Genomic DNA, 23,635 nt, shown 5'->3' on the forward strand with positions numbered 1-23,635 from the left:
AGGGTTTGAGGCGGCTATTAAGGACTTCCAATATCCAGACTCAATTCCTACGCCAGCATTATCTGGTTCAGGTAATACGGGTCCCTAGTTAAACACTTAGGTCTCAGCGCCCCAATGCATTGATTGACTCAATGCTAAATGGGTTTGCTCCCCGATGAGTTGGATGGATTGTAAAGGTATTTGAGTGGTTACACAATCAGCTCACGAGCGCTGGTCATAACCCCAACGAGGCACCAAACCTTGCTCAATACCTAAGTGGTCAAGAATTCTCGCCACCATAAAATCCACTAAGTCTTCAATACTCTTTGGCTGATGATAGAAGCCTGGAGCTGCTGGCATGATGGTGACGCCCATTTGCGACAGTTTGTGCATGTTCTCCAGATGTAGCGTTGAAAATGGTGTTTCGCGAACCACGAGCAACAACTGCCCGCGCTCTTTCATTACTACATCAGCGGCCCGTTCGATCAAGTTGTCCGACATACCGTGTGCTATGGCTGCAACGCTTCCCGCAGAGCATGGGCAAACCACCATTTGCTTGGGTGCAGCAGAACCAGAGGCAACCGGCGAGAACCAATCGTCTTTACCGCAAACGGTGATGTTATTTCGATTGCAGTTCAGGTGCTCTACCAATGCTTGCTGCGCCGCTTCTGGGCCACTTGGTAGCTTAAGATTATGCTCGGTTGCCATCACAACACGAGCTGCCGAAGAAATCAGAACGTAGACATGATAATCCGCCGCAACCAAGCATTCTAAAAGACGAAGGCCGTAGGGAGCACCAGAAGCACCCGTTAATGCCAACGTGATGGCTTTTTTATGAGAGGGTTGTGTTTTGTTTTGCATATCAATCAGGCTTTTTGTTTTAACTGCTCAAGAAGTTTTCCGTGAATACCACCAAAGCCACCGTTGCTCATGACTAGAATTTGGTCACCTGGTCGCGCACGTTCGACGATCTTGGCTACAAAGTTATCTATATCCGCATCGACAAACGCTGGCTGTGTGCATTGGTCGGCAATGTCTTGCACAGACCACTCGATATTATCTGGCTGGAACAAGAAGACTTCATCTGCACTGTGTAGTGACTCTGCAAGTGTGTTTTTGTGTACGCCACGCTTCATGGTGGCAGAACGCGGCTCTAACACAGCTAGGATGCGTTTTTCACCTACCTTGTTACGCAAACCACCGACAGTAAGTTCAATTGCCGTTGGGTGATGCGCAAAATCATCGTAAACCGTCACACCTTGTTCTTCACCTTTCAGCTCTAAACGGCGCTTGGTATTGATGAAACGCCCTAATGCCTGGCAAGCAAGATCCGGAGTGACTCCAACATGTCGTGCAGCAGCGATTGCCATCAGCGCATTATCCACATTGTGGTCACCCACCAAATTCCATTCGACGGTACCAACCTTCTCGCCTTTCAACGCAACGTCAAATTTTGAGCCATCAAGCACTAATTTGTGCGCTTGCCAGTCACCATTCTCACCAGAGAACTGTTTTTCTGTCCAGCAACCACGCTCTAATACATCCGCCAAAGCTTGGTCTTGCTTCGGAGCTAAGATTAAGCCATTGCCGGGAACCGTTCGCACTAAATGATGGAATTGGCGCTTGATCGCCTCTAGATCATCGAAGATATCAGCATGATCGAACTCAAGGTTATTCATGATTAAAGTGCGAGGATGGTAATGCACAAACTTAGAACGCTTATCGAAAAAAGCACTGTCATATTCGTCCGCTTCAACGACAAAAAACATGCTTTCACCCAAACGAGCAGACACTCCGAAGTTACCGAGTACCCCACCGACTAAGAAACCCGGTTGATAACCACAATCTTCAAGTATCCAGGCAAGCATGCTCGACGTGGTCGTTTTCCCATGTGTACCCGATACCGCCAATACCCACCGATCATGCAGCAAAAACTCGTTGAGCCACTGCGGACCAGAGGTGTAGCGCATGTTAGTGTTGAGCACATGCTCGACACAAGGGTTGCCACGGCTCATCGCATTACCAATCACCACAAGATCTGGTTGAGGGTCGAGTTGAGACGGGTCAAAGCCTTCAATAATTTCAATACCTTGAGACTCAAGCAGTGTGCTCATTGGCGGATAAACGTTGGCATCAGAACCAGTGACTTTATGTCCTAATTGGCGCGCTAGAATCGCTGCGCCGCCCATAAATGTGCCACAGATACCCAAGATATGAATGTGCATAAACTAAACCTTGTAATGCGTTTTTTAATGCTTTCATTATCGCGATTACCGCCTGAAAAGCGAGTGACTTTAGCCTTCTTCTTGCAGTCCCTTTCACAAATATGACAAGGTTGAACACAGACTGTACAACCTCTTGCTTACTGATGAATCCCTCAAACAAGTCTACAAATAAATTGAGATCTCAAACAGTTACTTCATTACCATTAAAAAGATCTGCGACTTAAACTTACATCCAGCGCAATCGTTTAACATCCATAAAGAGATGCTCACTTGCGCACTACCCCCAATGAAATGAAAATGTAAGGATTAACCATGTCAGGACTGCGCACCCTAGGCGAGTTCATTGTCGAAAAACAAGCGGATTTCCCCCACGCTAGCGGTGATCTATCATCCCTTTTAGCCTCCATTCGTTTAGCTGCAAAAATCGTTAACCGCGAAATCAACGCAGCGGGTCTCGGTGATATCACTGGTGCTGTAGGTACGGAAAATGTCCAAGGTGAAGATCAGCAAAAGCTCGATGTTTACGCGAACGATAAGTTCAAAGCCGCGCTCGAAGCTCGTGATCAAGTGTGTGGCGTTGCCAGTGAAGAAGAAGACGAAGCAGTTGCGTTCAATAAAGAACTCAACCAAAACGCCAAATATGTAGTACTGATGGACCCACTTGATGGCTCTTCTAACATCGATGTGAACGTCTCTGTTGGTACTATCTTCTCGATTTACCGTCGTGTTTCTCCAATCGGTACTCCACCAACTGAAGAAGACTTCCTACAACCTGGTCACAAACAAGTGGCTGCGGGCTACGTAATTTACGGCTCCTCCACCATGTTGGTATACACAACTGGTAACGGCGTAAACGGCTTTACTTACGACCCATCTATCGGCAGCTTCTGTCTTTCTCATGAAAACATGATGATTCCTGATGATGGTAAGATCTACTCCATCAACGAAGGTAATTACATTCGTTTCCCTCAAGGGGTGAAGAAGTACATCAAGTACTGCCAAGAAAACGTGCCAGAAGACGGTCGCCCATACACTTCTCGCTACATTGGCTCGCTGGTTGCTGATTTCCACCGCAACCTACTGAAAGGTGGTATCTACCTTTACCCAAGCACACAAAGCCACCCACAAGGCAAGCTACGCCTGCTTTACGAATGTAACCCTATGGCATTCCTCATTGAGCAAGCTGGGGGCATTGCATCGGACGGCGTGAATCGCATTATGGACATCAAGCCTACTGAGTTGCACCAGCGTGTACCTTTCTTTGTGGGTTCGAAGAACATGGTTCGCAAAGTTGAAGAGTTCCTTGAACTGCACCGCGACGAAGAATAATTTCAGACCTTTGTCCAACGCGGCAGGTGTTTACCTGCCGCGTTTTTGTCGCTAAAGTGAAACGCGAATTTATCATCAGATGAAGCCGCTTTTGTGTGACTCATCGTTAATGAAAAGGAATATTCTAATGAGCTTAAACCATGTACCAGCAGGCAAGTCGCTGCCTGAAGATATCTATGTCGTGATCGAAATTCCTGCAAATGCAGATCCAATCAAGTACGAAGTAGATAAAGACTCTGGTGCTGTATTTGTCGACCGTTTCATGTCTGCACCAATGTTCTACCCATGCAACTATGGCTACGTGAACAATACCCTGTCTCTTGATGGCGACCCAGTCGACGTATTGGTACCAACACCATACCCACTCATGCCAGGTTCAGTCATTCGCTGCCGTCCTGTTGGCGTTTTGAAGATGACAGATGAATCGGGTGAAGATGCAAAAGTGTTTGCGGTTCCCCACTCAAAAATCTCGAAAGAGTACGAGCACATCCAAGATGTGGGCGATATCCCAGAACTACTGAAAGCGCAGATCACGCAATTCTTTGAGCGTTACAAAGAGCTTGAAGCAGGCAAATGGGTGAAAGTGGATGGTTGGGCAGATGTTGCTGCCGCCAAAGCTGAAATCCTAGAATCTTACGAGCGAGCTCAGAAAAAATAAGTATCACTGCTGATACAAAATTAAAAAGAGCTGCTCTAGGGCAGCTCTTTTGCTTTCATCTTACCTGTGTCAACTAGATAGGTGCGCCTGCTGAAGACATTCGTCCAGCGTCGTAGTCATGTTGAAAGAAGGGGTCAACATCATCACAAATGCCAAAATACGGCCGCCCGATAACACCGAGCATATAAGCACTTTGCTCACAATACTCTTGTTTGCCTTGCTGGTAACCCGCTTGATAAGCCATTATCAGTTCTGGCGTCGCATGGTTAACATCATCCAGCTTCGCAATTCGCTCCTCAGATAACTCCCGTAATCCATCTAAAGCTGACTGCTTACCAAACACTTGCCAATCGGTCACATTATTCGAAGTCGGTAGTGTTGTTTGTGCGCATGCAGCAAGAAGCAACGCCATTACTCCAATTACGAATGCTTTCATCGCGACTCCTTAGTGTTTAGCTCGTTGCTATTGATAATGTCAGTATAGCTCACACCTTTTGACACCAATCTCCGGAAGCGATTTCTTCGGTTAATTGCTCAGTATCTTGATATAAGTAGATCCAAGCTTGGCCAAAAGGCGTAGCGATGCTCTCTCGGCGATATTCCACTGGCACATCTTCTAACCTATCTAGCTCAGATAAGGTTTCATCATCAATCAGATACACTTCACCTTGAATCGAGCGTTGCCCATCAGACAACGCTGGATAAGGGCCTAAGTCATACATTGCAAATTGAGCATCCGTTTCATGTAAACCAAGAAACTGCGCCGAGCGCAAATACTGATGGTTGTACTCTCCCTTGCGTAACGTGCCGTAGACAAAAATCAAATGCTGCATAACCACTCCTTAGTCATGACTGTGTATGCTTAGGTTAAAGCACTTTAATCGAACTCAAACTGATAGAGTAGGTCAACGGCGCTATCTACACCAGATACCGCTTCTAAATACAAGTCTTGCATCAATCGGTAACGCACAGTGAACTCACCTAGGGAGTTAAAGATGCCGACACCATATTTCACCTGCAAACCTGGCAGAATATAACCACTCACCGTCACTTGCGAGTCATCGCCCGACCCAGCAGTGTCCAGCTGTAAATCCTGTACGCCAAAGGCTTCACCGATTTCACCAACCACACGACCACTCTTCGCCAAGCTTAAACCAATTAAGGTAGTTGTCATTGCATTACCACCGGCTTCACCATCAATATCTTGACCACGAAGTAGATAAGAAAGTGCATTGGCTTGGTTCATCGCGGGCTCTGAGAAAATTTCTATACTCGGATCAGATGCTGGGCCTGACACTTGTACCCCCGCAATGACATCATCTTGGGTATTGTCTGGATTACGAATCGCTTTGATAGACAAGTAAGGTTGATCTGGTGGACCATTCATCAGAATCTTACCTTCTTTAATCAATAAGTCCTGACCAAACGAACGATAAGAACCGTCGACAACATTCACTTCACCAACGATGAAAGGACCTTTGTCTTTTTGTGTCACGTTTAGGTTCCCTTTCAACCCACCTTTTAAACCAAAAGCGGCAAGTTGGAAGTCATCACCAATTTTAATGTTGATGTTCGTTTCCACATCAAACGGCATCGCAGCCACATCGTCCACTGGCTGCAAGTTTTTATCGAGAATAACGGTATCACTCGATACGCCTACCGCACTTGGTGGAAGCTCTTCGACGACAATTCTGCCCCATGGCAAATTAATATCACCCTCAATTTTCGCAAGCTGAGGGGTCACATCTATTGTCATGTCAGGCTCCACTTTGATTTTTACCATTGGAGGCAAATCAACATTGAGCTCTTTAGCAAATACACGCGCTTTAGTGCGCCAGTTCTGTAAGTCCTGCCAGTCGGCATCACCGGTAACGTTCAACTCACCATCCGGGGTTAAAATTCCGGCATCCAAGTCCGCTTGATGGCCTTTAAAGTTGATGACGACCTGCCCTGAGTTTATATCTATCGGTGTGACTTCACCCTGTAGCTTCATTTGGTCAATCAAGAACTGACCGTTCACCTTCGGATGCATAACGTCACCTGATATCGCTAGGTCAGTATTCATGTTTGCTTTAAACAAGCTGTACTCACCAATCAACGGTGCCAAGAAGTCCAAGTGGAACGTAGAGAGTGAAACCTTACCATCAATAGTGGGCTTTTCAGACGAGACATTCAGTAAAGAAACCTTACCAGACAAGTCACCGTTATCTTTCACATCAAATAGCCACTCGGCATCAAGCTTGTCTTTCGCTAATGCTGCTTTAAAGTTGAAGCTTTCCCAACCGACTTTAATTGGCTGTTCAAACGCTTGTTCAACTTGGCCTTTTGGCATATTGACACTTAAGGTTACTTCAGGCTTTTTCTCTGGTGCCCATTTAGCAAAAGCCTGTGCATTAACCGAGCCTTGCAGCTTGGTTTCTGGCGGCAGGAATTGTTTGATTTGGTCAAAATCAAAATCATTGATGGCTAACTTCGCCTGGCCACTCTTACCGACACTAATGTCTTCGGTTAGACATACGCTCGACTCCGCTTGCAACCAACAATGCGCTTGAACGTTCGCGATCTGTTTGTCGATATTGACCTTCACCGCGGTCGATTTTTGCAACGCCCACGGGCCTTGTTGCGAGCTCAGCGTCAAGCGGCGCAGCGCCCCATCCCAAATCATTTCTGGTTTCTGCTGGAATGTCCCTTCAATTTCTAAACTGGTCGACACCAGGTCAGACACTACATCGAGCGTCAGTTGATGCAGTTTTTCATCCCCAGAGACTTCAAGGTCAGCACTATCAACTTTTATGTCGTCATAGGTAATGTTGTTCGCAATAAGGCTTATGTTCGCTTTTGGTGCTGGCAGAGGCTTCACATCACCCTTTAAGGTGATCGTTTCTACGTTCGCCTGTTGCTGCCAGTTTATCTGATTTAAAGCGAGATCAAGATTGATGTCTGGTTCTTTCAAGCTACCACGTAGTGCGACTTTACCTTGCATTTTACCTGCAAGATCCGGAACACTTTTCGCAAAATCAGGGAAGTTAACCTCAACATCCATCAGAATTTGCTTATCGAACTTACCCTTTGCACTGAGTTGGTTTGGACCATGAGAAAGCGCTAAACCCTGAGTGGTAAGTTGGATGTCTTCGCCTTTGCCGTTTTTATCAGACGCTTCAAGTTGCCCTTCAACATTCAGCGGATACCCTCGCAAAATGCCGTCAATGTCTAACTTAGGCAAACTGACTTGCCAACCGCCTTGTTCTGTTAACGACCCCGAAGTCGAAAGGTTACCGCTGATATCCCCTTCAGCTTCTTTCCATTGTAAACCTGGTTGAATGTTTTTCAGGTTCAAGTCAGCTTGCCAGTTGATTGGCGCGGCCCAATTGGCCATGACTTTCCCAGAGAGTTCGCCCCCTAAGGTTTTCACTACAAGGCTTTCGAGGTCAATTTGCTCTAGCGTACCTTTGCCGTTTAGTGCGACATCAACGGCGGGAATATCTTTGCCCGAAGCTTTGGTTTCTAATGCGACTTCGTAGCCATCAAGTGAGCCTTTTGCCGCCAAGCTTGGTACAGAAACCTGGTAATCGCTTTGTCCAAATAGCGGCCATTGCGCCTGTACATTTTTAATCGCGACATCAAACGGTAACTGCGTTTTAAGCGGTTGAATATCACCTTTGATCTCCGCTTGTACAAGCTCAGAAAGCGTAGCATTTAGTGACAAATCACCAACCGAACCCGAGACCGAAAGCGACAGTTTTTGTCCCTTCGCATCCGCTTGCTTCACTAACGCGTCCAATTGCGCTTTGATAGGGTAATCAGAAGAAAGCGTCACTTGTGTGCTCAACTTGCCTTCCACTTCTGGCATGTCGAGCTCTAACGTTTTGACATCAACACGTTCACCGCCTGCTCTTGCAACCAAACCAAGATGATTGACGATCACTGGCGTTTCACCCGCCAGTTTGAAATTGTGAATATCAAGACGACGCGCTTCAACCGTCAGTGGAATCCATACTTCGGGTAACACAATATCTTGCGGCGTAACGTCAGTTTCTTTCGGCTCCTCGGCAGCCGCTTCAGGTTCAGCCTCACTTGGTGCTAAAGCCACATTAATGTCTTTCAACGCGGTAGGTGCGATCACCAAACGATCACCCTGCATCGACAAAGCGGTCGAGAATGTTTGCCAATCAATTTGATTGCCCAGCACATTGACATTGATGTCATTAAAGCTGACTTTATTAACAAAAATTGGCACTGGCGTACTGATAGAACGCAGTGGTGGTGTTTCCTCTTGCTCCTCGCTTGCTGGCGGTAGCTCTGGCATCTTAAAGTCAAGCCCCTGCAGTCTTAACTCATCGACACAGACCTTAGGGTCAAAGAAACAGCGGAAGTTCACTGCCAAAGCTAAACGCTCGACTTTGGCGTCGATATTCAAAGACTCATCGACAAAACTGACGTTATGCAGTTCGAAGCGAGGAAACAATGAACCCTGCACTTTTTCAATCTGCAATTGTGGTAATGCTTTTTCAGCTCCCCACAAGGCAAATTTGAGGCCTGGGTGGGTAAACAAAACTGTCGCGACAATAATGATGAGCAACAGCAATAGACCAATCAAACTGAGCGACAGCCATTTGGTCCACTTAAACATCATTTTGATCATAGCTCAGGCCCCAATGAGAAGTGGATACGAAACTCTCGTTCTGGTTTTGCATCCAACCCCCATGCAAAATCAAAACTAACAGGGCCCACCGGAGACGCCCAGCGGATACCAACACCAGCACCTGATTTCCAATCTGGTGTTTCATTAAACGCATCACCAATATCGTAAAACGTTGCAGCCCACCAGTTTCCATAAACACGATATTGATATTCTAATGTACTGCTAACAATGTATTTACCACCCGTCAAAGCACCACTCTCATCCACAGGTGAAATAGATTCATAGCCGTAACCACGAATATTATTGTCACCACCAGCGAAGAAACGCAGCGACGGTGATAGTTTTTCAAGTTCATCGGTAATATTCGCACCACCTTCTAAGCGGAACAAACCACGATGATTCTCTCCAATACCACGAATCCAAGATGTCGAGCCAATTAAGCGGAGCACTCTAGTTTCAGAAAGCATAGCGGTATCACCATACTCAATAGTGATGCTTTGCTTGTCTCCCCACATTGGCATATTGCCCCCTCGAACCCTAGTCCGAGAAAATGTCGCACCTGGAAGTACGAAGTTGAATTCATCATCTTGTAAACCTTGCGTAAAGCTCTCGTACAAATGACGAACATAAACGGTATTATGCCAACCACCGTCTGCTAACCAATGACGCTCCACTGCAAGGTTAGACTCGATACTCTGCGTGTCACGGTTGTCTAGGTTTTTAAGCCCATATTGAACTTGATAATAATCGTTAGCGACATCTTCTAAAGGAATTTTGTAAGAAGCAGTCACGTTTTGCTCTGGCTTAGATAGGGATAAAGCAGTGTTGAAACTGTGTCCTCGGGAGCTCACCCAAGGTTTCTTCCACTTCAACGTTCCTCGAACGCCAACATCCGTTGAGTAACCAATACCCGTCTCGATCTGATTCTTCGAAGCAGGAGATAAAGACACTTTAATTGGCAAGTCTCGGCCATCATCAAGCCTATCCAATTCAGGCTCAACAAAAACTGAGGAAAACCACTCCGTATTTGATAGCTTCTGGTTAAACTCGCCCAGCTTCGAAACGTTGTATGGGTCCCCTTCTTTAAAAGGTTGTAGTGATGCGACACGGTCTTCCCAGATGTGGTTGCCAATAAAAGAAACGTCGCCAAAATTGAAACGTATTCCACTGCTGTAGTGCAAACGGACATTAGCTTCGTTCAGATCAGGGATAACCTCTAATCGACTTAGCGTAAACTCACCATTGAAGTAACCACGCTGAAGCGCCAAGTTACGAATGCCTGACTTAAGGCTGTCGTATTGGCCTTGATTCAAAACTTGACCAACTTTGAGCGGAGAGCGCTCAATAAGTTTTGCAAACTCTTCATCGTCCTTGGCCTCTCCAGTGATGACCACATCCATGACTTTCACTTTCACTGGCAAGCCCGGCTTGATGAGCACAATTAACTCATCATTCGCTTCAGGAATAGAGTATGAAATTTTTGCATGATAATACCCAAGCGCGTTAAGCGCTTCAGTGATACTTTGATCTAATCTCGCTTGAAAACGCAGAGAAGTGGAGTAATCCTTCTCTGGAATAGATGATAGATACGCACTGACATTCTCTTCTAAAGCGCCATCAATGCCTTTCAAAGTCAAAGAAACATCGGCATAGGCACCATGAGAAAAGGCAAACAGGCCAACAATGGTGGGGAGAGCTTTTTTTATCATGCTTTTATGGCTGAATGAGGTTAAGTAAACGTAAATAATGATAACGCCAATTAGATTCTAAGTCTGTAATATTAATAGGTTTAACGCGGTCTATGTCATCACAGCATCAGATACAGACGAAATGAAAAAGTTCGCAAATTTAAGACACGTATTGAAGGACAAATACCATGCTCAACAAACAAACATTGATCAGTATAGAAGATGCCTTGCCAGGTAGAGATCAACCAATGCAGATTGACGATCATCATTTTGTAAATAAATCTAACCTAAAGGCGCCTCTTGCGTCACACCAACAGCAGATTTTGCTCGGAATGGGCTGTTTTTGGGGCGCTGAGCGCGTATTTTGGCAACTCGACGGCGTTGTATCTACTTCGGTCGGTTACGCTGGGGGGTACACACCCAATCCCACGTATGAAGAGGTCTGTACAGGTAAAACGGGTCATACAGAAGTCGTACGAGTCGTTTTCGATGAACGCGTCATCTCATTAGAAAAGCTACTGGCTGTTTTTTGGGAAAAACACGACCCAACTCAGGGAATGCGTCAAGGTAACGACTTAGGTACTCAATATCGTTCTGCAATTTACACTTATTCGACGGAGCAGCTCGAGAGCGCAGAGAAATCGAAACTCTTGTATCAGCAAGCACTGCAAGAAGAGCAACGCGCGAACATCACCACCGAAATACAACCAGCAGGTCCGTATTACTTTGCGGAAACCTACCACCAGCAATATTTGGCGAAAAACCCTGATGGTTACTGTGGCATCGGAGGAACGGGAGTTTGCTTCCCACCAAGCCTCCAAGGATAAACCTAACTAGCAACAAAAAGAGCGACCGATATGGTCGCTCTTTTCTAAATCTAAGTGGGTACCAAGCTAACTAAGCCGATAATGATGCTATCACTTGGTTGACTTCTTTAAAGATGGTGAGCCTTTTATGATCGTTGACGTCAGGTAGTAACACTTTGCCATTGTCGAACTGAAAACAGCCAACCCCAACAATAAAAAACTGACCTTTGAACAACGTTTTAACAAAACGGGCCACTTGTAATGGTCGATATACAGCAAACTCACGTAGCATAACTCACCTCAATTCCTTTGAGAAAACACGGATTGCTTATTTTTCCTCTGCAATCTTAATGCGCAATTTGCGACGGAACTCATTTTAGCAAATTCTAAATATAACGCAAGATTACACCACTCCATACGTTAAATAAATGTTATAAACGGTCCTACAAATTTCTAAGATCTGGATATATACTGGAAGCTTCCAAACCTCGTACGGAATATAACAATATGAAAACTAAGACTCTCCTACCTCTACTACTGGCCTTAACGCCAAGCTTGACCTTTGCACACAACTTGTCAGTAGGAAAAAGCGTTCCTCCTGTCAATGTTGCCGCTTACGGCGAGATAGTTTTACAAGGCGAAGGCGTTGCATACCAACCCTGGGCAACTCAACATATGCAAGGCAAAGTTCGTGTTATTCAAGCCATCGCAGGCCGTAGCAGTTCAAAAGAGATGAATGCCCCTTTAATGTCGGCAATAACAGCGGCAAATTTTCCACAAGAAAGCTACCAGACGACGACTATCATCAACCAAGATGATGCAATTTGGGGGACAGGCTCTTTCGTGAAGTCTTCAGCTCAAGACAGCAAAAAAGAGTTTCCTTGGTCATCCATGGTTCTTGATGAAAATGGCGTAGTTGCTAATACTTGGGACCTGAAAGAAGAAAGCTCGGCCATTATTGTTCAAGACAAAACGGGCAAAGTTCTGTTTGTCAAAGAGGGCGCACTTGAGCAAGATGAGATAACAAAAGTCATTGAGCTTATTAAACAGAACATCTAGCTTCATTGAATGGCTCCTTGTTCCTGTTGTAAGGAGCTATATGAATTTGATTAGAAGCATGGGCAGTGATAACTCTGCTCTTTATAAGTGCGACACTTCCATCAGAGAGTATTACCAATATTTTTCGGCACGTATGTGTTGAGTTAAATTTTTCTGCTAGCCAACAAAAGAGTGAACTTTTATTCATTATGGGTGTTATATTATAACAGTCGGTAAGAGGAGCTCAGATGTACCACCACCGGCAAAAAACACTAAGATATTGGTATCGCACTGCTTTATTTTTCAGTGTTGCGTTGCTGATCGCTTGGAACTTTGCGGTTGTACTCCATCAAGTCGATCTGACGCCCGACCATCATACCCATCATCATTGCCAATTATTTTCTGGGGTTCAGCACGGTATAGCAAAGGTACAACCAACCCTCTCTACACCGACTTTTACGCGCGCCCAGCATCATCATGTTTTTTTGCATCTCGTGTACGGCGAAGAAATTCTTGGCGCTGCTCGTGCCCCTCCTTATTTTGCTTAATTTCCAAACTATTCCACACTCAAAATTATTGAGTTCATTTCCGCACCTAGTGTGTCAGGGAACAATAACTTAGTGAAACTCGAATCTGAGCAATACCGCCTTTGGTTAATGCCAGTAAAATTAGGAAAAATACAATGTCATCAAAACACGTTTTAGCCCTTGCTATTGGCCTCACTTTATCGACAGCAGCGAATGCAAACGAATACCGCCAGCATGGTGCTCATGTGCATGGTCACGTCGAGTTTAATATCGCCCAAGATGGCAAAGATCTGTTAGTAGAGATCACAGCTCCTGGAGCTGATGTTGTGGGTTTCGAACATGCTCCAGAAAACGCGCAACAAGAGCAAGCGCTTAAACAAGCCGTCGCTACACTCGAAGACAGCAACGCATTGTTCGCTATTAACTCACAAGCTGATTGTAATGTTGAAGAAGCTTACGTGAGCCACAACCTAAGCGAAACTCATGAGGAACATGATCATAGTGAGCACGACCATGATGACCATGCACATCACGATCATGAAGGGCACGAACACCATGATCATAATGAACATCATGATAAACATGACCACCATGACGATCATGATGAGGCGCACGATCATGGCGGTCACGGTGAATTTTCGGTGCAATATCGCTTCAGTTGCGAACAAGTTAATCAGCTTAGCCAAATCCAAACCGATTGGTTTAACCAGTTCCCAACTACAGAGTCCATCAGCGTCAATATATTCACTGATACCATGCAATCAGCAATTAAATTAAGCAAAGATAACACCCAAATCGTAATCAAATAACACGAGTGGCGTGTAAGTACCTACTTACACGCCAAAGCTTTGGTGATTTAATATGACTGAAACCACACCAAATGTTGTCGAGCTAGAGGATGCCCAATTTTTCTGGCCCGGTTCAATCAACGCAACCATCCACATCCCTAAATTACACATTACACAAGGCGAGCATGTGTTTATCAAAGGTCCAAGTGGCTGCGGTAAATCGACCTTGCTCGCTTTGTTGACGGGGATTAACACATTAACTTCAGGCTCTCTATCTGTACTCGATACTGACCTTGCTAGTTTAAGTGCCAGTCAGAGAGACCGCTTTCGCGCCAATCATATTGGCTACATCTTTCAACAGTTCAATTTATTGCCGTACCTTAACGTACTTGAAAACGTATTATTGCCATGTCAGTTCAGTAAAATACGACGTGACCATGCCCATTTAGGTGCCTCATCTCAAACGTTAAATGAACAGGCTCAGGCCCTACTAGAACGACTGCACCTGCCAAACGAGCTTCATACACGCCCTGTCTCTGAATTGAGTATTGGTCAACAACAACGTGTGGCTGCGGCTCGAGCTCTGATAGGACATCCAGAGTTAGTGATCGCTGACGAACCAACCTCAGCTTTAGACTATGACAATCGTAAAGCATTTATTGAGCTCCTTATGGAGCAAGCGAATCAAGCCAATGCCACACTGGTATTCGTTAGCCACGACCCAACACTCGAACCCTTATTCGATCGCACGCTCAATCTACCCGACATTAATCAAGTATCTAGCCTAGGAGCCATATCATGAGTGCTGTTGTAAAGCTCGCCTGGAAAAGCTTGATGAACCGCAAAGCGACGGCAATTCTAACCATAATGACCGTTGCGATTTCAGTGGTACTCCTCTTGGGCGTCGAGCGTATCCGAACTCAAGCCAAGGATAGCTTCGCTAATACAATTTCAGGCACTGACCTCATTATTGGTGGACGCTCTGGGCAAGTGAACCTATTGCTCTATTCTGTGTTTCGTATTGGTAATGCGACCAACAACATCGATTGGAAAAGCTACCAAGAGTTTGCCAATCATCGTTCAGTCGATTGGGCTATTCCAATCTCGCTTGGCGACTCGCATAAAGGCTTCCGAGTTATGGGAACCAATCACAGTTACTTTGAGCATTACAAGTTTGGAAGTAAGCAACCACTAACATTTAGCAAGGGTAGAGAATTCCATGGTTTATTTGAAACCGTGCTAGGTTCTGATGTCGCTAAACAACTTGGTTATGATATCGGTAGCGAAATCATCATTGCCCACGGCATTAGCGACGTTGGCTTTAGCCGTCATGACAATCTGCCATTTAAAGTTGTCGGTATCCTTGCACCTACAGGAACACCAGTCGACAAAACTGTCCATGTATCATTGGAAGCCATCGAAGCCATTCACGTCGGATGGGAAAGTGGTGCGCGTTTGGGCCCGACACCCAAGGCACAAGATCTCAAAAACAGAGACTTTCAGCCCAAACAAATTACCGCTATGCTCGTTGGTTTGAAATCTCGTATTCAAACTTTCGCCCTGCAAAGACAAATTAACACCTACCCCAAAGAGCCGCTCAGCGCCATTATGCCCGGCGTTGCGTTGCATGAGTTATGGGGAATGATGTCGGTTGCAGAGCAAGCCCTAATGGCAGTATCTGGTTTTGTCGTGATCGCAGGGTTGTTAGGTATGTTAAGCAGTCTATTAACTAGCCTACAGGAACGCCGCCGTGAAATGGCGATTTTGCGTGCCATGGGAGCAAGGCCTCGTCATGTTTTCTCACTCTTAATTAGTGAAGCCAGCTTGCTTACTGCTGCTGGTATTATTACTGGCGTTACTGGGCTGTATGCCATTCTTGCTATCGCGCAGCCGATCATCCAACAGCACTATGGAATACATCTCACCTTAAGCATCTTATCTACTTATGAGTGGATGCTATTAGGTTTCGTACAATGCGCTGGTATTGTGATTGGTTTCATTCCCGCACTCCGCGCCTACCGACAGTCACTGAGTGACGGAATGACAATAAGGATTTAATAAAATGTGGAAAAAAATACTCGCAAGTTGCTTGCTGGTCGTCGCATTCACAGCGCCTGTTATGGCCAGCGAAGAACCATTGAAGCTTGACTGGATTGACCTTGTTCCAGAAAAAGAGCGTAAATTGTTCGACAGTATAGGCATGCCTGCATCTGATCACAGTGGTGGCGCAGCGCAGCAGTCCAAGATTGGTAATGTTCGACCAGAACTGAACGGAAGCCAAGTTAAAATTCCGGGGTTTGTTATCCCACTTGAAGGTGATGCCGATACCGTCACCGAATTTTTATTGGTGCCATATTTTGGAGCTTGTATTCACGTGCCACCACCGCCTCCAAACCAGATCATTTACGTGAAGTTTCCGAAAGGCGCGCCTGTTCAAGAGTTGTGGGATGTCATATATGTGGTTGGAACGTTGAAAACCGAGACGATAAACCACGAACTGGCAGAAACGGCTTACGTTATTGAGGGATCAGAAATAGAAGCCTACGACGATATGTAATTTAAGTCGTCGATAAGCCTCGCTACACCTAAGGCGTCACACTGGCGCCTTTTTTAGCTTTGTGCTACACGATATAACGAGATAAATACGCTAATACGCCCACATAAATAACCAAAAGAAACGCTATCGACAGGTGCTTTTTGAGTTTACCTGCTTCTGAGAACTTCATAGCCCCTCCAAAATAACGATAACAATTTTAACAACTCATTATCATTTTGAATAGCCCTATTCGTTCAAAAACTGAGAACTCCTGTCTGGTCGCTTGGTCAGATAAGGTGTAAATTTAAACGTGCGAACCACGCAGTTCTTGGTAGGAAAACGAATGGCAGACCCGACAAAGCAACCTGTTGTCATCGAACATCAGTCAGACACAAAAAAAAATACGCAACAAGAAAAGAAACAAGGCTACATAAAAGACAGTGCTAGTAAGGTAAAAACCATAGCCCAAATACACGGTCTTGACGCCTTACTGCAAACCGAACCGCCAGCCAAATCTGCGTTTGAAAGAGCCCAATTGCGAGAGCAAAGACGCCAAGAACAGCGACAAAAAAACTTAGAACAGATTTTAAAATTAGCGCACAGTTCATGCCGAGATGAGACAGCGGGAGAGCCAGACCAAGATTGGTTGCATCGATTTTTTGAGATGGCTCAAGACATCCATAACAGCGCGATGCAAAAGCTATGGGCTCAAGTGATGAAGCGTGAAGTGACAAATCCGGGCTCAACGTCCATGAAAGCGTTGAAAACCCTCAAAGATATGTCACCAAAGGAAGCACAAACTCTGCAAAGAGCCGCCTCTTTAGCGTGCAGTTTTGGAGGGGATCACAGCAGAAAACTGCTGATTGGTTACAAAGCGCAAGGAGGCATATTTAGCTTCGGCAAGCGAGACGTCGCCAACAGCCTAAATATGGGAAGTTTTCAACTGCCGTATTCAAGCTTGTTGCTCTTAATTGAATTAGGGCTGCTGCACAGTGCCGAACTTGAATCTGGCGAAATTAGTATCGAGACACCGTTGGTCCTCACCTACCAAGGTAAAAACTTGTCGCTGCACGTAAACAGTAAAGGTGTCCGCCTTTTATATTACCGCTTCACACCCACAGGCAATGAGCTCTGCACCTTGCTCGGAAACAAACCACATGCCGAATACTACGAGCAAATGCTTGCACTGTTAAATCATAGATTTAGTGTCCATAGTGAAGCTAAAAGTACGGTTCATCATACTGTCTAGCCAGTTGGAGAAGCATTTGACCACCTATGATCCAAATACTTCTCCAGCCGCTCAAAGAGCTTTAGGTCACCTATGATCTAAATGATTTTTATCGGATCACACCGCGTTGTTTAAGATCGATTAAGCACAAATCCACCAGCTCATCGACACTCTTTTCTCCCGCGGGCAAATCGATTTCAGGGTTCTCTGGCGCTTGATATTCCGAATCAATACCAGTGAAATTAGGAATCTCTCCCGCACGGGCTTTACGGTATAAACCCTTAGGATCTCGACCTTCGCAAACCTCTAGAGATGCATTGACATACACTTCGATAAACTCGCCTTCTGGCAATAAATCGCGCACTAACTTCCGCTCTGCACGATGCGGTGAAATAAACGCCGACAGAACAATTAAACCCGCATCTGCCATCAACTTCGCCAGTTCACCAATGCGACGAATGTTCTCGCGACGGTCCTGTTCAGAAAAACCTAAATCGCTACACAAACCATGTCGTACATTGTCACCATCCAATAAATAGGTGTGGTAACCCAATGCTGCAAGGCGATTTTCCAACGCCCCAGCTACGGTTGATTTACCCGCTCCAGATAAACCAGTGAACCACAATACGGCAGGTTTTTGCTTCTTTAATTCAGCACGAAACTGTTTATCAACCGAATGCTGGTGCCAAACAATGTTTTCATCTTTTACCGTCGTTTCGGCAGTCATAACGTATCCTTGTAAATATCGGAATTAAAACGGGAAAAAGACCGGGATCAAAGTAAGTACTAATACAGAGTACACAATCGAAATTGGCACTCCAATTCTCACGTAGTCGGTCAATTTGTAATTTCCTACGCTGTACACCAGCAGGTTAGTTTGGTAACCGTAGGGAGAGATAAAGCTCGCACTCGCGCCGAACAAAACCGCCATGATGAATGGCATCGGATCCACGCCATAACCCACCGCCATGCTATAGCCGATAGGAAAAGAAAGCGCAGCCGCGGCATTGTTTGTCACCAATTCAGTGAGTACCAATGTCATGATATAAGTCGCCACCAAGGCACCAAATACTCCCCAGCCATTAAACGCTTCAATAAACATCACTCCCATTCTTTCTGACAATCCAGAAGAGATCATCAGTTGAGCAATAGACAAAGCGGAACCGACAATCACGACGATATCGATCGGAAAACGGCGGCGCAGTTCTGAAATCTGCACAATACCAAACGCAATAAGCGCGATAAGGTACGCAGCTAGACCTTTAATAATTGGCACTAACTCTAATAGAGCGCATCCAATTACGGCTGCAAAGCCCAGTAATACAATGGAAGACTTATTGGTATCAAGCCGAGCGCTAGAGTCCAAGTCATGCACTAAGACAAACTCTTTACGATGAGCTCGGCGTTCAGACTCAAAACGCTTGCCTGGAACCAGAACTAACGTGTCCCCTGGCGCTAAGGTAATACTACCCAAGCCACCTTCTAGGCGTTCGTGGCCTCGGCGAATCGCCACAACAACGGCATCGAATCGGTCGCGGAATCGGCTCTCTTTGAGGGTTTTGTAGCAAAATGTCGCCGACGAGCTCACCACAACTTCGATAAAGTTTTGCCCATTTAAGTGCTGCTGACCAAACAACTTGAGGCCCGGAATTTCTTGCAGGGTCGCGACGCTCTCAACATCGCCACAAAATAACAGGCGGTCTTTTGCATTGAGCACAAAATCCGGTCCCACAGAAGAAACAGTAACACCATCGCGCACCACTTCTGCAAGAAACAGTTTGCGCAGAGCACGTAAATTATTCTCGCTGATCGTACGCCCAACTAGCGGTGAGCCTGGCTCAACGCGAGACTCAAGAAAGTAAGGTAAATCTTCTTGGTTTTGATCATCATAATTCGGTAGCAAGTAGCTGAGCGGGATAAGAATCAGCATCCCTCCCACCAGCACAGCCAAACCTATCATCGTAGGTGTAAAAAAGCTCAGGCTCGGTAAGCCTGCGTCTTCGACAAAGCTGTTGATGATTAAGTTAGTCGACGTACCAATCAAAGTTAACGTGCCACCAAAAATGGCGGCGTAAGACAAGGGAATAAGTAATTTCGAAGGTGCATGCTGCTGATTACGCTTAATCGCCCCAATCAATGAGACAACCACAGCGGTATTATTCGTAAATGAAGAAAGCAAGGCGGTCGACACACCGAGCTTAGCAATCACGCTGCCTAACTGACCCTCAGAGATACTTCGGCTCACCCAACTGATCAGCAGTGTTTTTTCTAGAGCACAGGATGCAAGAATCAATAGAACCAGGGTTAACAATGAAGAGTTGGTAAAATTGGATGCGATAGTGGCTGAATCCATCATCCCAGCCATGAATGCAATAAAAGCGGCACCCGCAAAGACGTAACTAGGCTTAATTTTCGTGACAAGCAAGCAAGTGATAATGCCAAGCAAAATCGCTAACACAAACCCTTGTTCCCACATAGCCTTTCCTTACCAAATAGCCCCAAAGGGCACAACAACGACTCATTTATCAATGAAACACCGACAAACGAGTAAACAGACAAAAATCAGCGCAAGCGAAAAGAACATCAGAATGCTCGGTTTTCTTGGGCTCCACCGAAGCATTCTGGTATTAGGAGAATACCTAACGACATTTCGCAATTCAGTTAGGTAGCGACGCCCCAAGTACAACAGCAGACAGAGCCTGAAATTATCGTACTTGGGTAAGCCAGTTACTTTTTCAGAAACTGGCTGACGTCTTTTGCTTCCCAGTGTGGGAAGTGTTTACGGACAAGCGCATTAAGCTCAACTTCAAACGCAGAGATGTCCGTCAAATCGCGCTCAACCACGGCGAGGCTCTCTTTAACCATGCCAGCACCAACCGTCACGTTTGTCAGACGATCGATAATGATAAAGCCACCGGTATCTGCACAGTCTTGATAATTGTCCAGCGCGACTGACTCATTAAGAGACCATTCACACAAACCAATACCATTCAATGGCAGCTCTGCCGAGTTATGAGTCGAGAGATTATTAATGTCATATTGATGACGAATCGCTTCAACATGACCTACGGTTTTCTTACCTGCGATTTTGATGTCATAGTCACGACCCGGTTGCAGGGGTTGCTCTGTCATCCACACCACATCGGCAAGCAAATGGTTTGTGGTTTCCACTTGAGCATTATCTAGAACAATTAAGTCGCCACGGCTAATATCGATCTCATCGCTTAGCGTCAGAGTGACAGCTAATCCGGCACGAGCTTCTTCGATATCACCATCAAAGGTCACAATACGAGCCACAGTTGACGTTTTACCCGATGGCAATGCTTTAATGGCATCACCGACTTTGATCGAACCAGAAGAAATGGTCCCCGCAAAACCACGGAAATCGAGGTTAGGACGATTAACGTATTGCACAGGGAAGCGGAATTCACCCGCGCCTTTTTCTTGATCCACATCGACCGTTTCAAGAAGCTCAAGCAATGATGGGCCTTTAAACCAAGTCAGGTTTTGGCCTTTATCCACCACATTGTCCCCTTCAAGCGCTGAGATCGGGATGATTTGAATATCAATATCCCCTGTCAGATTCTCAGAGAACTTCAAATACTCGTCGCGGATCTCTTCAAAGCGCTCTTGGGAGTAATCCACTAAGTCCATCTTGTTGATCGCCACAACAAAGTGCTTCAAACCCAACAGGTTGGAAATGAAAGAGTGACGACGAGTTTGATCGAGAATGCCCTTACGTGCATCAACCAGAATCACAGCTAAGTCACATGTCGATGCACCTGTAGCCATGTTACGTGTGTACTGCTCGTGTCCAGGAGTATCTGCAATGATGAATTTACGTTTCTGCGTCGAGAAATAGCGGTAAGCCACATCAATCGTGATCCCCTGCTCGCGCTCAGCTTGTAAGCCATCGACCAACAACGCAAGGTCAGGCTTTTCACCCGTGGTACCCACACGTTGGCTGTCTGAGTGCACTGCCGCTAGCTGATCTTCATAAATTTGTTTTGAGTCATGGAGTAAGCGACCGATTAATGTACTTTTACCGTCATCCACCGAGCCACAAGTCAAGAATCTAAGTAACGACTTGTACTGGTGTTGTGTTAAATAGCCTTCGATACCAAGCTCGGCTAATTGAGCTTCAACTGCACTGTTCATTATCTTTCCTTAGATCCTTTAGAAGTAACCTTGACGTTTCTTAAGCTCCATCGATCCTGACTGATCGTGGTCGATCGCTCGGCCTTGGCGCTCACTCGACGTTGCCACCAGCATCTCTTCAATAATGCCAGTTAAAGTGTTTGCTTCAGACTCGATGGCCCCGGTCAATGGATAACAACCAAGGGTACGGAAGCGCACACTCTTCTCTTCAATCACTTCACCCGGTTGAAGCTCCATACGATCATCATCAACCATGATCAGCATGCCATCGCGTTCAACAACTGGGCGTTTGTCCGCGAGGTAAAGCGGCACGATCTCGATGTTTTCTAAATAGATGTATTGCCAGATATCAAGCTCAGTCCAGTTAGACAGCGGGAATACACGAATGCTCTCACCCTTATTGACCTGGCCGTTGTACGTCTTCCATAGCTCAGGACGTTGGTTTTTAGGATCCCATGTATGGTTCTTATCGCGGAATGAATACACGCGCTCTTTCGCCCGTGATTTCTCTTCGTCGCGGCGCGCACCACCAAAGGCCGCATCAAAACCGTACTTGTTCAGCGCTTGTTTTAAGCCTTGAGTCTTCATGATGTCAGTGTGCTTAGAAGAACCATGAACAAACGGACTACAGCCCATGGCTAGACCTTCTGGATTCTTATGTACCAAAAGCTCAAAACCGTATTTGGCCGCGGTGCGATCACGAAATTCAATCATCTCGCGGAACTTCCAATCGGTGTCGACATGCAGCAATGGAAATGGAATCTTACCTGGGTAAAAAGCTTTACGCGCTAGGTGCAGCATCACTGATGAGTCTTTACCAATCGAATACATCATGACTGGGTTATCAAACTCAGCCGCAACTTCGCGGATAATATGGATACTCTCCGCTTCGAGTTGTTTAAGGTGAGTTAAACGTTGTTGGTCCATGTTTTGTATTTCCTTTTTAAGCTTGAAGGCGCATTACGTCTCTAATCTTTGGTCTGAAATTATATGGAGTTGGCAATAGCACTTTTGTTGAATTCAGTACTAGACAAAAACCAGTCTAACTTTTGAGACAGTCGCACTACCTCTCCGACAACAATCAAAGATGGCGATTGTGCTTCCTTCGATAAATCAGAGAGTTGGGAGAGTTCTCCCGTAAATACTTTTTGTTGAATCTGCGTGCCACGCTCAATAATGGCAATCGGAGTCGACGCTGAACGGCCATGCTTAATGAGTTGATTCTGAATATAGTGTGATTTCATCAGCCCCATGTAGATCACTAAAGTCTGATTCCCACGCGCCAACGTGGACCAATCCATCTCATCACTTTCTTCTTTCAAGTGGCCAGTCACAAAGATGGCCGATTGCGCATAATCACGATGAGTCAGTGGAATACCAGCATAAGCGGTTGCGCCAGCTGCTGCGGTAATGCCAGGGACAACTTGAAAACGAACGCCGGCATCAGCAAGCACTTCTAACTCTTCACCACCACGACCAAATACAAACGGATCCCCACCTTTAATGCGCACTACTTTGTAGCCCTGCTTGGCAAAATCCACCAAAAGCTGATTCGTCTTCTCCTGCGGCACACTGTGATGCCCAGCTCGCTTCCCAACGCACACCAAAATCGTATCGCTTGGAATCAATGCCATGATTTCTTCAGACACCAAGTAGTCGTACAAAACCACGTCAGCTTGCTGCAAGCAGTTCAGTGCTTTCACCGTCAGAAGTTCAGGATCGCCTGGTCCTGCACCTACTAAGGCGACTTCACCAGGCTGTAGCGATTGCTTTGCAAAACGAGTAACACCAGCGACTGGGTTGTCAGAAACTAACCGGGGCTTTGGTTTAGGAAAAGAAGTGACTGAATCGTTCGTTGCCATGTGCTTGCTCATCGTCCATTGATATCGTCATGCAAGCATTATGGCGGGGCGTTTATATTACCTGAAATTCTAAAATTTCATTTTTTATTCAAAAATCTGCTAAGAAGTTTTTGTTTGGTCTCATTCAAAAGCGTGAAAAAGTCGGCGGTTAATATGAATAAGGTTCAGTAA

General features: G+C 45.7%; 22 protein-coding genes and 1 riboswitch. Of the genes, 10 read left to right on the forward strand and 12 right to left on the reverse strand.

What is annotated here, in order from left to right; all coding sequences use genetic code 11:
• Window positions 1–27 precede the first annotated feature (27 nt).
• A riboswitch (TPP riboswitch) is annotated at window positions 28–164 on the reverse strand.
• A gap of 37 nt (window positions 165–201) precedes the next feature.
• Window positions 202–840: a flavin prenyltransferase UbiX gene (locus R8O11_RS01045; protein WP_005379640.1), complete on the reverse strand. Its 639-nt coding sequence runs from the start codon at window positions 838–840 to the stop codon at window positions 202–204.
• Window positions 841–845: 5 nt separating this feature from the next.
• Window positions 846–2,204 (reverse strand): UDP-N-acetylmuramate:L-alanyl-gamma-D-glutamyl-meso-diaminopimelate ligase, encoded by a 1,359-nt coding sequence (gene mpl / locus R8O11_RS01050; protein WP_053303335.1) that lies wholly within the window; start codon window positions 2,202–2,204, stop codon window positions 846–848.
• Window positions 2,205–2,516: 312 nt separating this feature from the next.
• Here mpl and fbp point away from each other — a divergent pair, with 312 nt between their 5' ends.
• Window positions 2,517–3,533 carry a class 1 fructose-bisphosphatase gene (gene fbp, locus R8O11_RS01055; RefSeq protein WP_005383114.1) on the forward strand — a complete coding sequence of 339 codons (1,017 nt, stop codon included), beginning with the start codon at window positions 2,517–2,519 and terminating at the stop codon, window positions 3,531–3,533.
• Window positions 3,534–3,660: 127 nt separating this feature from the next.
• Window positions 3,661–4,191, forward strand: coding sequence for an inorganic diphosphatase (gene ppa, locus R8O11_RS01060; RefSeq protein ID WP_054574250.1), 531 nt, complete (start codon window positions 3,661–3,663; stop codon window positions 4,189–4,191).
• A gap of 73 nt (window positions 4,192–4,264) precedes the next feature.
• On the opposite strand, the gene R8O11_RS01065 is transcribed toward ppa, so the two are convergent.
• The 4 genes from R8O11_RS01065 to R8O11_RS01080 are packed head-to-tail and all read right to left on the reverse strand — an operon-like array spanning window position 4,265 to window position 10,542.
• Window positions 4,265–4,627, reverse strand: coding sequence for a DUF2799 domain-containing protein (locus R8O11_RS01065; protein ID WP_017633454.1), 363 nt, complete (start codon window positions 4,625–4,627; stop codon window positions 4,265–4,267).
• A 49-nt stretch (window positions 4,628–4,676) separates the two neighbouring features.
• Window positions 4,677–5,024, reverse strand: coding sequence for a gamma-glutamylcyclotransferase (locus R8O11_RS01070; protein WP_053303337.1), 348 nt, complete (start codon window positions 5,022–5,024; stop codon window positions 4,677–4,679).
• 44 nt (window positions 5,025–5,068) lie between these two features.
• A complete protein-coding gene (locus R8O11_RS01075) occupies window positions 5,069–8,833 on the reverse strand; it encodes a translocation/assembly module TamB domain-containing protein (protein WP_318193843.1) in 3,765 nt (1,254 codons plus the stop codon).
• Window positions 8,830–10,542, reverse strand: a complete 1,713-nt coding sequence (locus R8O11_RS01080; protein ID WP_318193844.1) for an autotransporter assembly complex family protein — start codon at window positions 10,540–10,542, stop codon at window positions 8,830–8,832. Before R8O11_RS01080 ends, R8O11_RS01075 begins: the two co-directional genes overlap by 4 nt.
• Before the next feature lie 167 nt (window positions 10,543–10,709).
• On the opposite strand from R8O11_RS01080, the gene msrA reads away from it, so the two are divergent.
• Complete coding sequence (gene msrA, locus R8O11_RS01085) at window positions 10,710–11,348, forward strand: peptide-methionine (S)-S-oxide reductase MsrA (protein WP_005379620.1); 639 nt, start codon at window positions 10,710–10,712, stop codon at window positions 11,346–11,348.
• Window positions 11,349–11,418: 70 nt separating this feature from the next.
• On the opposite strand, the gene R8O11_RS01090 is transcribed toward msrA, so the two are convergent.
• Window positions 11,419–11,619 (reverse strand): DUF1107 domain-containing protein, encoded by a 201-nt coding sequence (locus tag R8O11_RS01090; protein ID WP_005379612.1) that lies wholly within the window; start codon window positions 11,617–11,619, stop codon window positions 11,419–11,421.
• A 215-nt stretch (window positions 11,620–11,834) separates the two neighbouring features.
• On the opposite strand from R8O11_RS01090, the gene R8O11_RS01095 reads away from it, so the two are divergent.
• From R8O11_RS01095 to R8O11_RS01125, 7 genes are all read left to right on the forward strand, one after another.
• A complete protein-coding gene (locus tag R8O11_RS01095; protein WP_005383122.1) occupies window positions 11,835–12,386 on the forward strand; it encodes a YtfJ family protein in 552 nt (183 codons plus the stop codon).
• Between the two features lie 227 nt (window positions 12,387–12,613).
• Window positions 12,614–12,913, forward strand: coding sequence for a DUF2607 family protein (locus tag R8O11_RS01100; RefSeq protein ID WP_318193845.1), 300 nt, complete (start codon window positions 12,614–12,616; stop codon window positions 12,911–12,913).
• Between the two features lie 134 nt (window positions 12,914–13,047).
• Entirely contained in the window at window positions 13,048–13,701 is a 654-nt protein-coding gene (zrgA, locus tag R8O11_RS01105; RefSeq protein ID WP_017820285.1) for a zinc uptake protein ZrgA, read from the forward strand.
• A gap of 52 nt (window positions 13,702–13,753) precedes the next feature.
• On the forward strand, window positions 13,754–14,482 hold the full coding sequence (locus R8O11_RS01110) for an ABC transporter ATP-binding protein (protein ID WP_318193846.1): 729 nt from the start codon (window positions 13,754–13,756) through the stop codon (window positions 14,480–14,482).
• A complete protein-coding gene (locus tag R8O11_RS01115) occupies window positions 14,479–15,738 on the forward strand; it encodes an ABC transporter permease (RefSeq protein ID WP_017820287.1) in 1,260 nt (419 codons plus the stop codon). Before R8O11_RS01110 ends, R8O11_RS01115 begins: the two co-directional genes overlap by 4 nt.
• Window positions 15,739–15,742: 4 nt before the next feature.
• Complete coding sequence (locus R8O11_RS01120; RefSeq protein WP_005379600.1) at window positions 15,743–16,237, forward strand: DUF3299 domain-containing protein; 495 nt, start codon at window positions 15,743–15,745, stop codon at window positions 16,235–16,237.
• Between the two features lie 322 nt (window positions 16,238–16,559).
• The gene (locus R8O11_RS01125) at window positions 16,560–17,465 is read left to right on the forward strand and encodes a TIGR03899 family protein (protein ID WP_171344404.1); all 906 of its coding nucleotides are present in this window, start codon (window positions 16,560–16,562) and stop codon (window positions 17,463–17,465) included.
• Window positions 17,466–17,553: 88 nt separating this feature from the next.
• Here R8O11_RS01125 and cysC read toward each other — a convergent pair whose 3' ends face one another.
• The 5 genes from cysC to cobA form a co-directional block, all read right to left on the reverse strand.
• Complete coding sequence (gene cysC / locus R8O11_RS01130) at window positions 17,554–18,171, reverse strand: adenylyl-sulfate kinase (protein WP_005379598.1); 618 nt, start codon at window positions 18,169–18,171, stop codon at window positions 17,554–17,556.
• Between the two features lie 24 nt (window positions 18,172–18,195).
• Window positions 18,196–19,920 (reverse strand): SLC13 family permease, encoded by a 1,725-nt coding sequence (locus R8O11_RS01135; RefSeq protein WP_005379596.1) that lies wholly within the window; start codon window positions 19,918–19,920, stop codon window positions 18,196–18,198.
• A gap of 251 nt (window positions 19,921–20,171) precedes the next feature.
• Entirely contained in the window at window positions 20,172–21,602 is a 1,431-nt protein-coding gene (gene cysN, locus R8O11_RS01140) for a sulfate adenylyltransferase subunit CysN (protein WP_318193847.1), read from the reverse strand.
• Between the two features lie 18 nt (window positions 21,603–21,620).
• A complete protein-coding gene (gene cysD, locus R8O11_RS01145; protein ID WP_005379592.1) occupies window positions 21,621–22,529 on the reverse strand; it encodes a sulfate adenylyltransferase subunit CysD in 909 nt (302 codons plus the stop codon).
• Between the two features lie 59 nt (window positions 22,530–22,588).
• The gene (gene cobA, locus R8O11_RS01150) at window positions 22,589–23,464 is read right to left on the reverse strand and encodes a uroporphyrinogen-III C-methyltransferase (protein ID WP_031780800.1); all 876 of its coding nucleotides are present in this window, start codon (window positions 23,462–23,464) and stop codon (window positions 22,589–22,591) included.
• Window positions 23,465–23,635 lie beyond the last annotated feature (171 nt).

It is taken from the genome of Vibrio sp. 1288, assembly GCF_033344475.1.

Excerpts from the sequence above, each read along its gene's own strand:
- fbp (WP_005383114.1), top strand. The coding sequence starts at position 2,517 with ATGTCAGGACTGCGCACCCTAGGCGAGTTCATTGTCGAAAAACAAGCG.
- R8O11_RS01065 (WP_017633454.1), bottom strand. The coding sequence starts at position 4,627 with ATGAAAGCATTCGTAATTGGAGTAATGGCGTTGCTTCTTGCTGCATGC.
- zrgA (WP_017820285.1), top strand. The coding sequence starts at position 13,048 with ATGTCATCAAAACACGTTTTAGCCCTTGCTATTGGCCTCACTTTATCG.
- R8O11_RS01135 (WP_005379596.1), bottom strand. The coding sequence starts at position 19,920 with ATGTGGGAACAAGGGTTTGTGTTAGCGATTTTGCTTGGCATTATCACT.
- R8O11_RS01080 (WP_318193844.1), bottom strand. The coding sequence starts at position 10,542 with ATGATAAAAAAAGCTCTCCCCACCATTGTTGGCCTGTTTGCCTTTTCT.
- cysN (WP_318193847.1), bottom strand. The coding sequence starts at position 21,602 with ATGAACAGTGCAGTTGAAGCTCAATTAGCCGAGCTTGGTATCGAAGGC.
- cysD (WP_005379592.1), bottom strand. The coding sequence starts at position 22,529 with ATGGACCAACAACGTTTAACTCACCTTAAACAACTCGAAGCGGAGAGT.
- R8O11_RS01045 (WP_005379640.1), bottom strand. The coding sequence starts at position 840 with ATGCAAAACAAAACACAACCCTCTCATAAAAAAGCCATCACGTTGGCA.
- R8O11_RS01120 (WP_005379600.1), top strand. The coding sequence starts at position 15,743 with ATGTGGAAAAAAATACTCGCAAGTTGCTTGCTGGTCGTCGCATTCACA.
- R8O11_RS01125 (WP_171344404.1), top strand. The coding sequence starts at position 16,560 with ATGGCAGACCCGACAAAGCAACCTGTTGTCATCGAACATCAGTCAGAC.
- R8O11_RS01115 (WP_017820287.1), top strand. The coding sequence starts at position 14,479 with ATGAGTGCTGTTGTAAAGCTCGCCTGGAAAAGCTTGATGAACCGCAAA.
- cysC (WP_005379598.1), bottom strand. The coding sequence starts at position 18,171 with ATGACTGCCGAAACGACGGTAAAAGATGAAAACATTGTTTGGCACCAG.
- R8O11_RS01070 (WP_053303337.1), bottom strand. The coding sequence starts at position 5,024 with ATGCAGCATTTGATTTTTGTCTACGGCACGTTACGCAAGGGAGAGTAC.
- R8O11_RS01100 (WP_318193845.1), top strand. The coding sequence starts at position 12,614 with ATGTACCACCACCGGCAAAAAACACTAAGATATTGGTATCGCACTGCT.
- ppa (WP_054574250.1), top strand. The coding sequence starts at position 3,661 with ATGAGCTTAAACCATGTACCAGCAGGCAAGTCGCTGCCTGAAGATATC.
- cobA (WP_031780800.1), bottom strand. The coding sequence starts at position 23,464 with ATGGCAACGAACGATTCAGTCACTTCTTTTCCTAAACCAAAGCCCCGG.
- R8O11_RS01075 (WP_318193843.1), bottom strand. The coding sequence starts at position 8,833 with ATGATCAAAATGATGTTTAAGTGGACCAAATGGCTGTCGCTCAGTTTG.
- R8O11_RS01110 (WP_318193846.1), top strand. The coding sequence starts at position 13,754 with ATGACTGAAACCACACCAAATGTTGTCGAGCTAGAGGATGCCCAATTT.
- msrA (WP_005379620.1), top strand. The coding sequence starts at position 10,710 with ATGCTCAACAAACAAACATTGATCAGTATAGAAGATGCCTTGCCAGGT.
- R8O11_RS01090 (WP_005379612.1), bottom strand. The coding sequence starts at position 11,619 with ATGCTACGTGAGTTTGCTGTATATCGACCATTACAAGTGGCCCGTTTT.
- R8O11_RS01095 (WP_005383122.1), top strand. The coding sequence starts at position 11,835 with ATGAAAACTAAGACTCTCCTACCTCTACTACTGGCCTTAACGCCAAGC.
- mpl (WP_053303335.1), bottom strand. The coding sequence starts at position 2,204 with ATGCACATTCATATCTTGGGTATCTGTGGCACATTTATGGGCGGCGCA.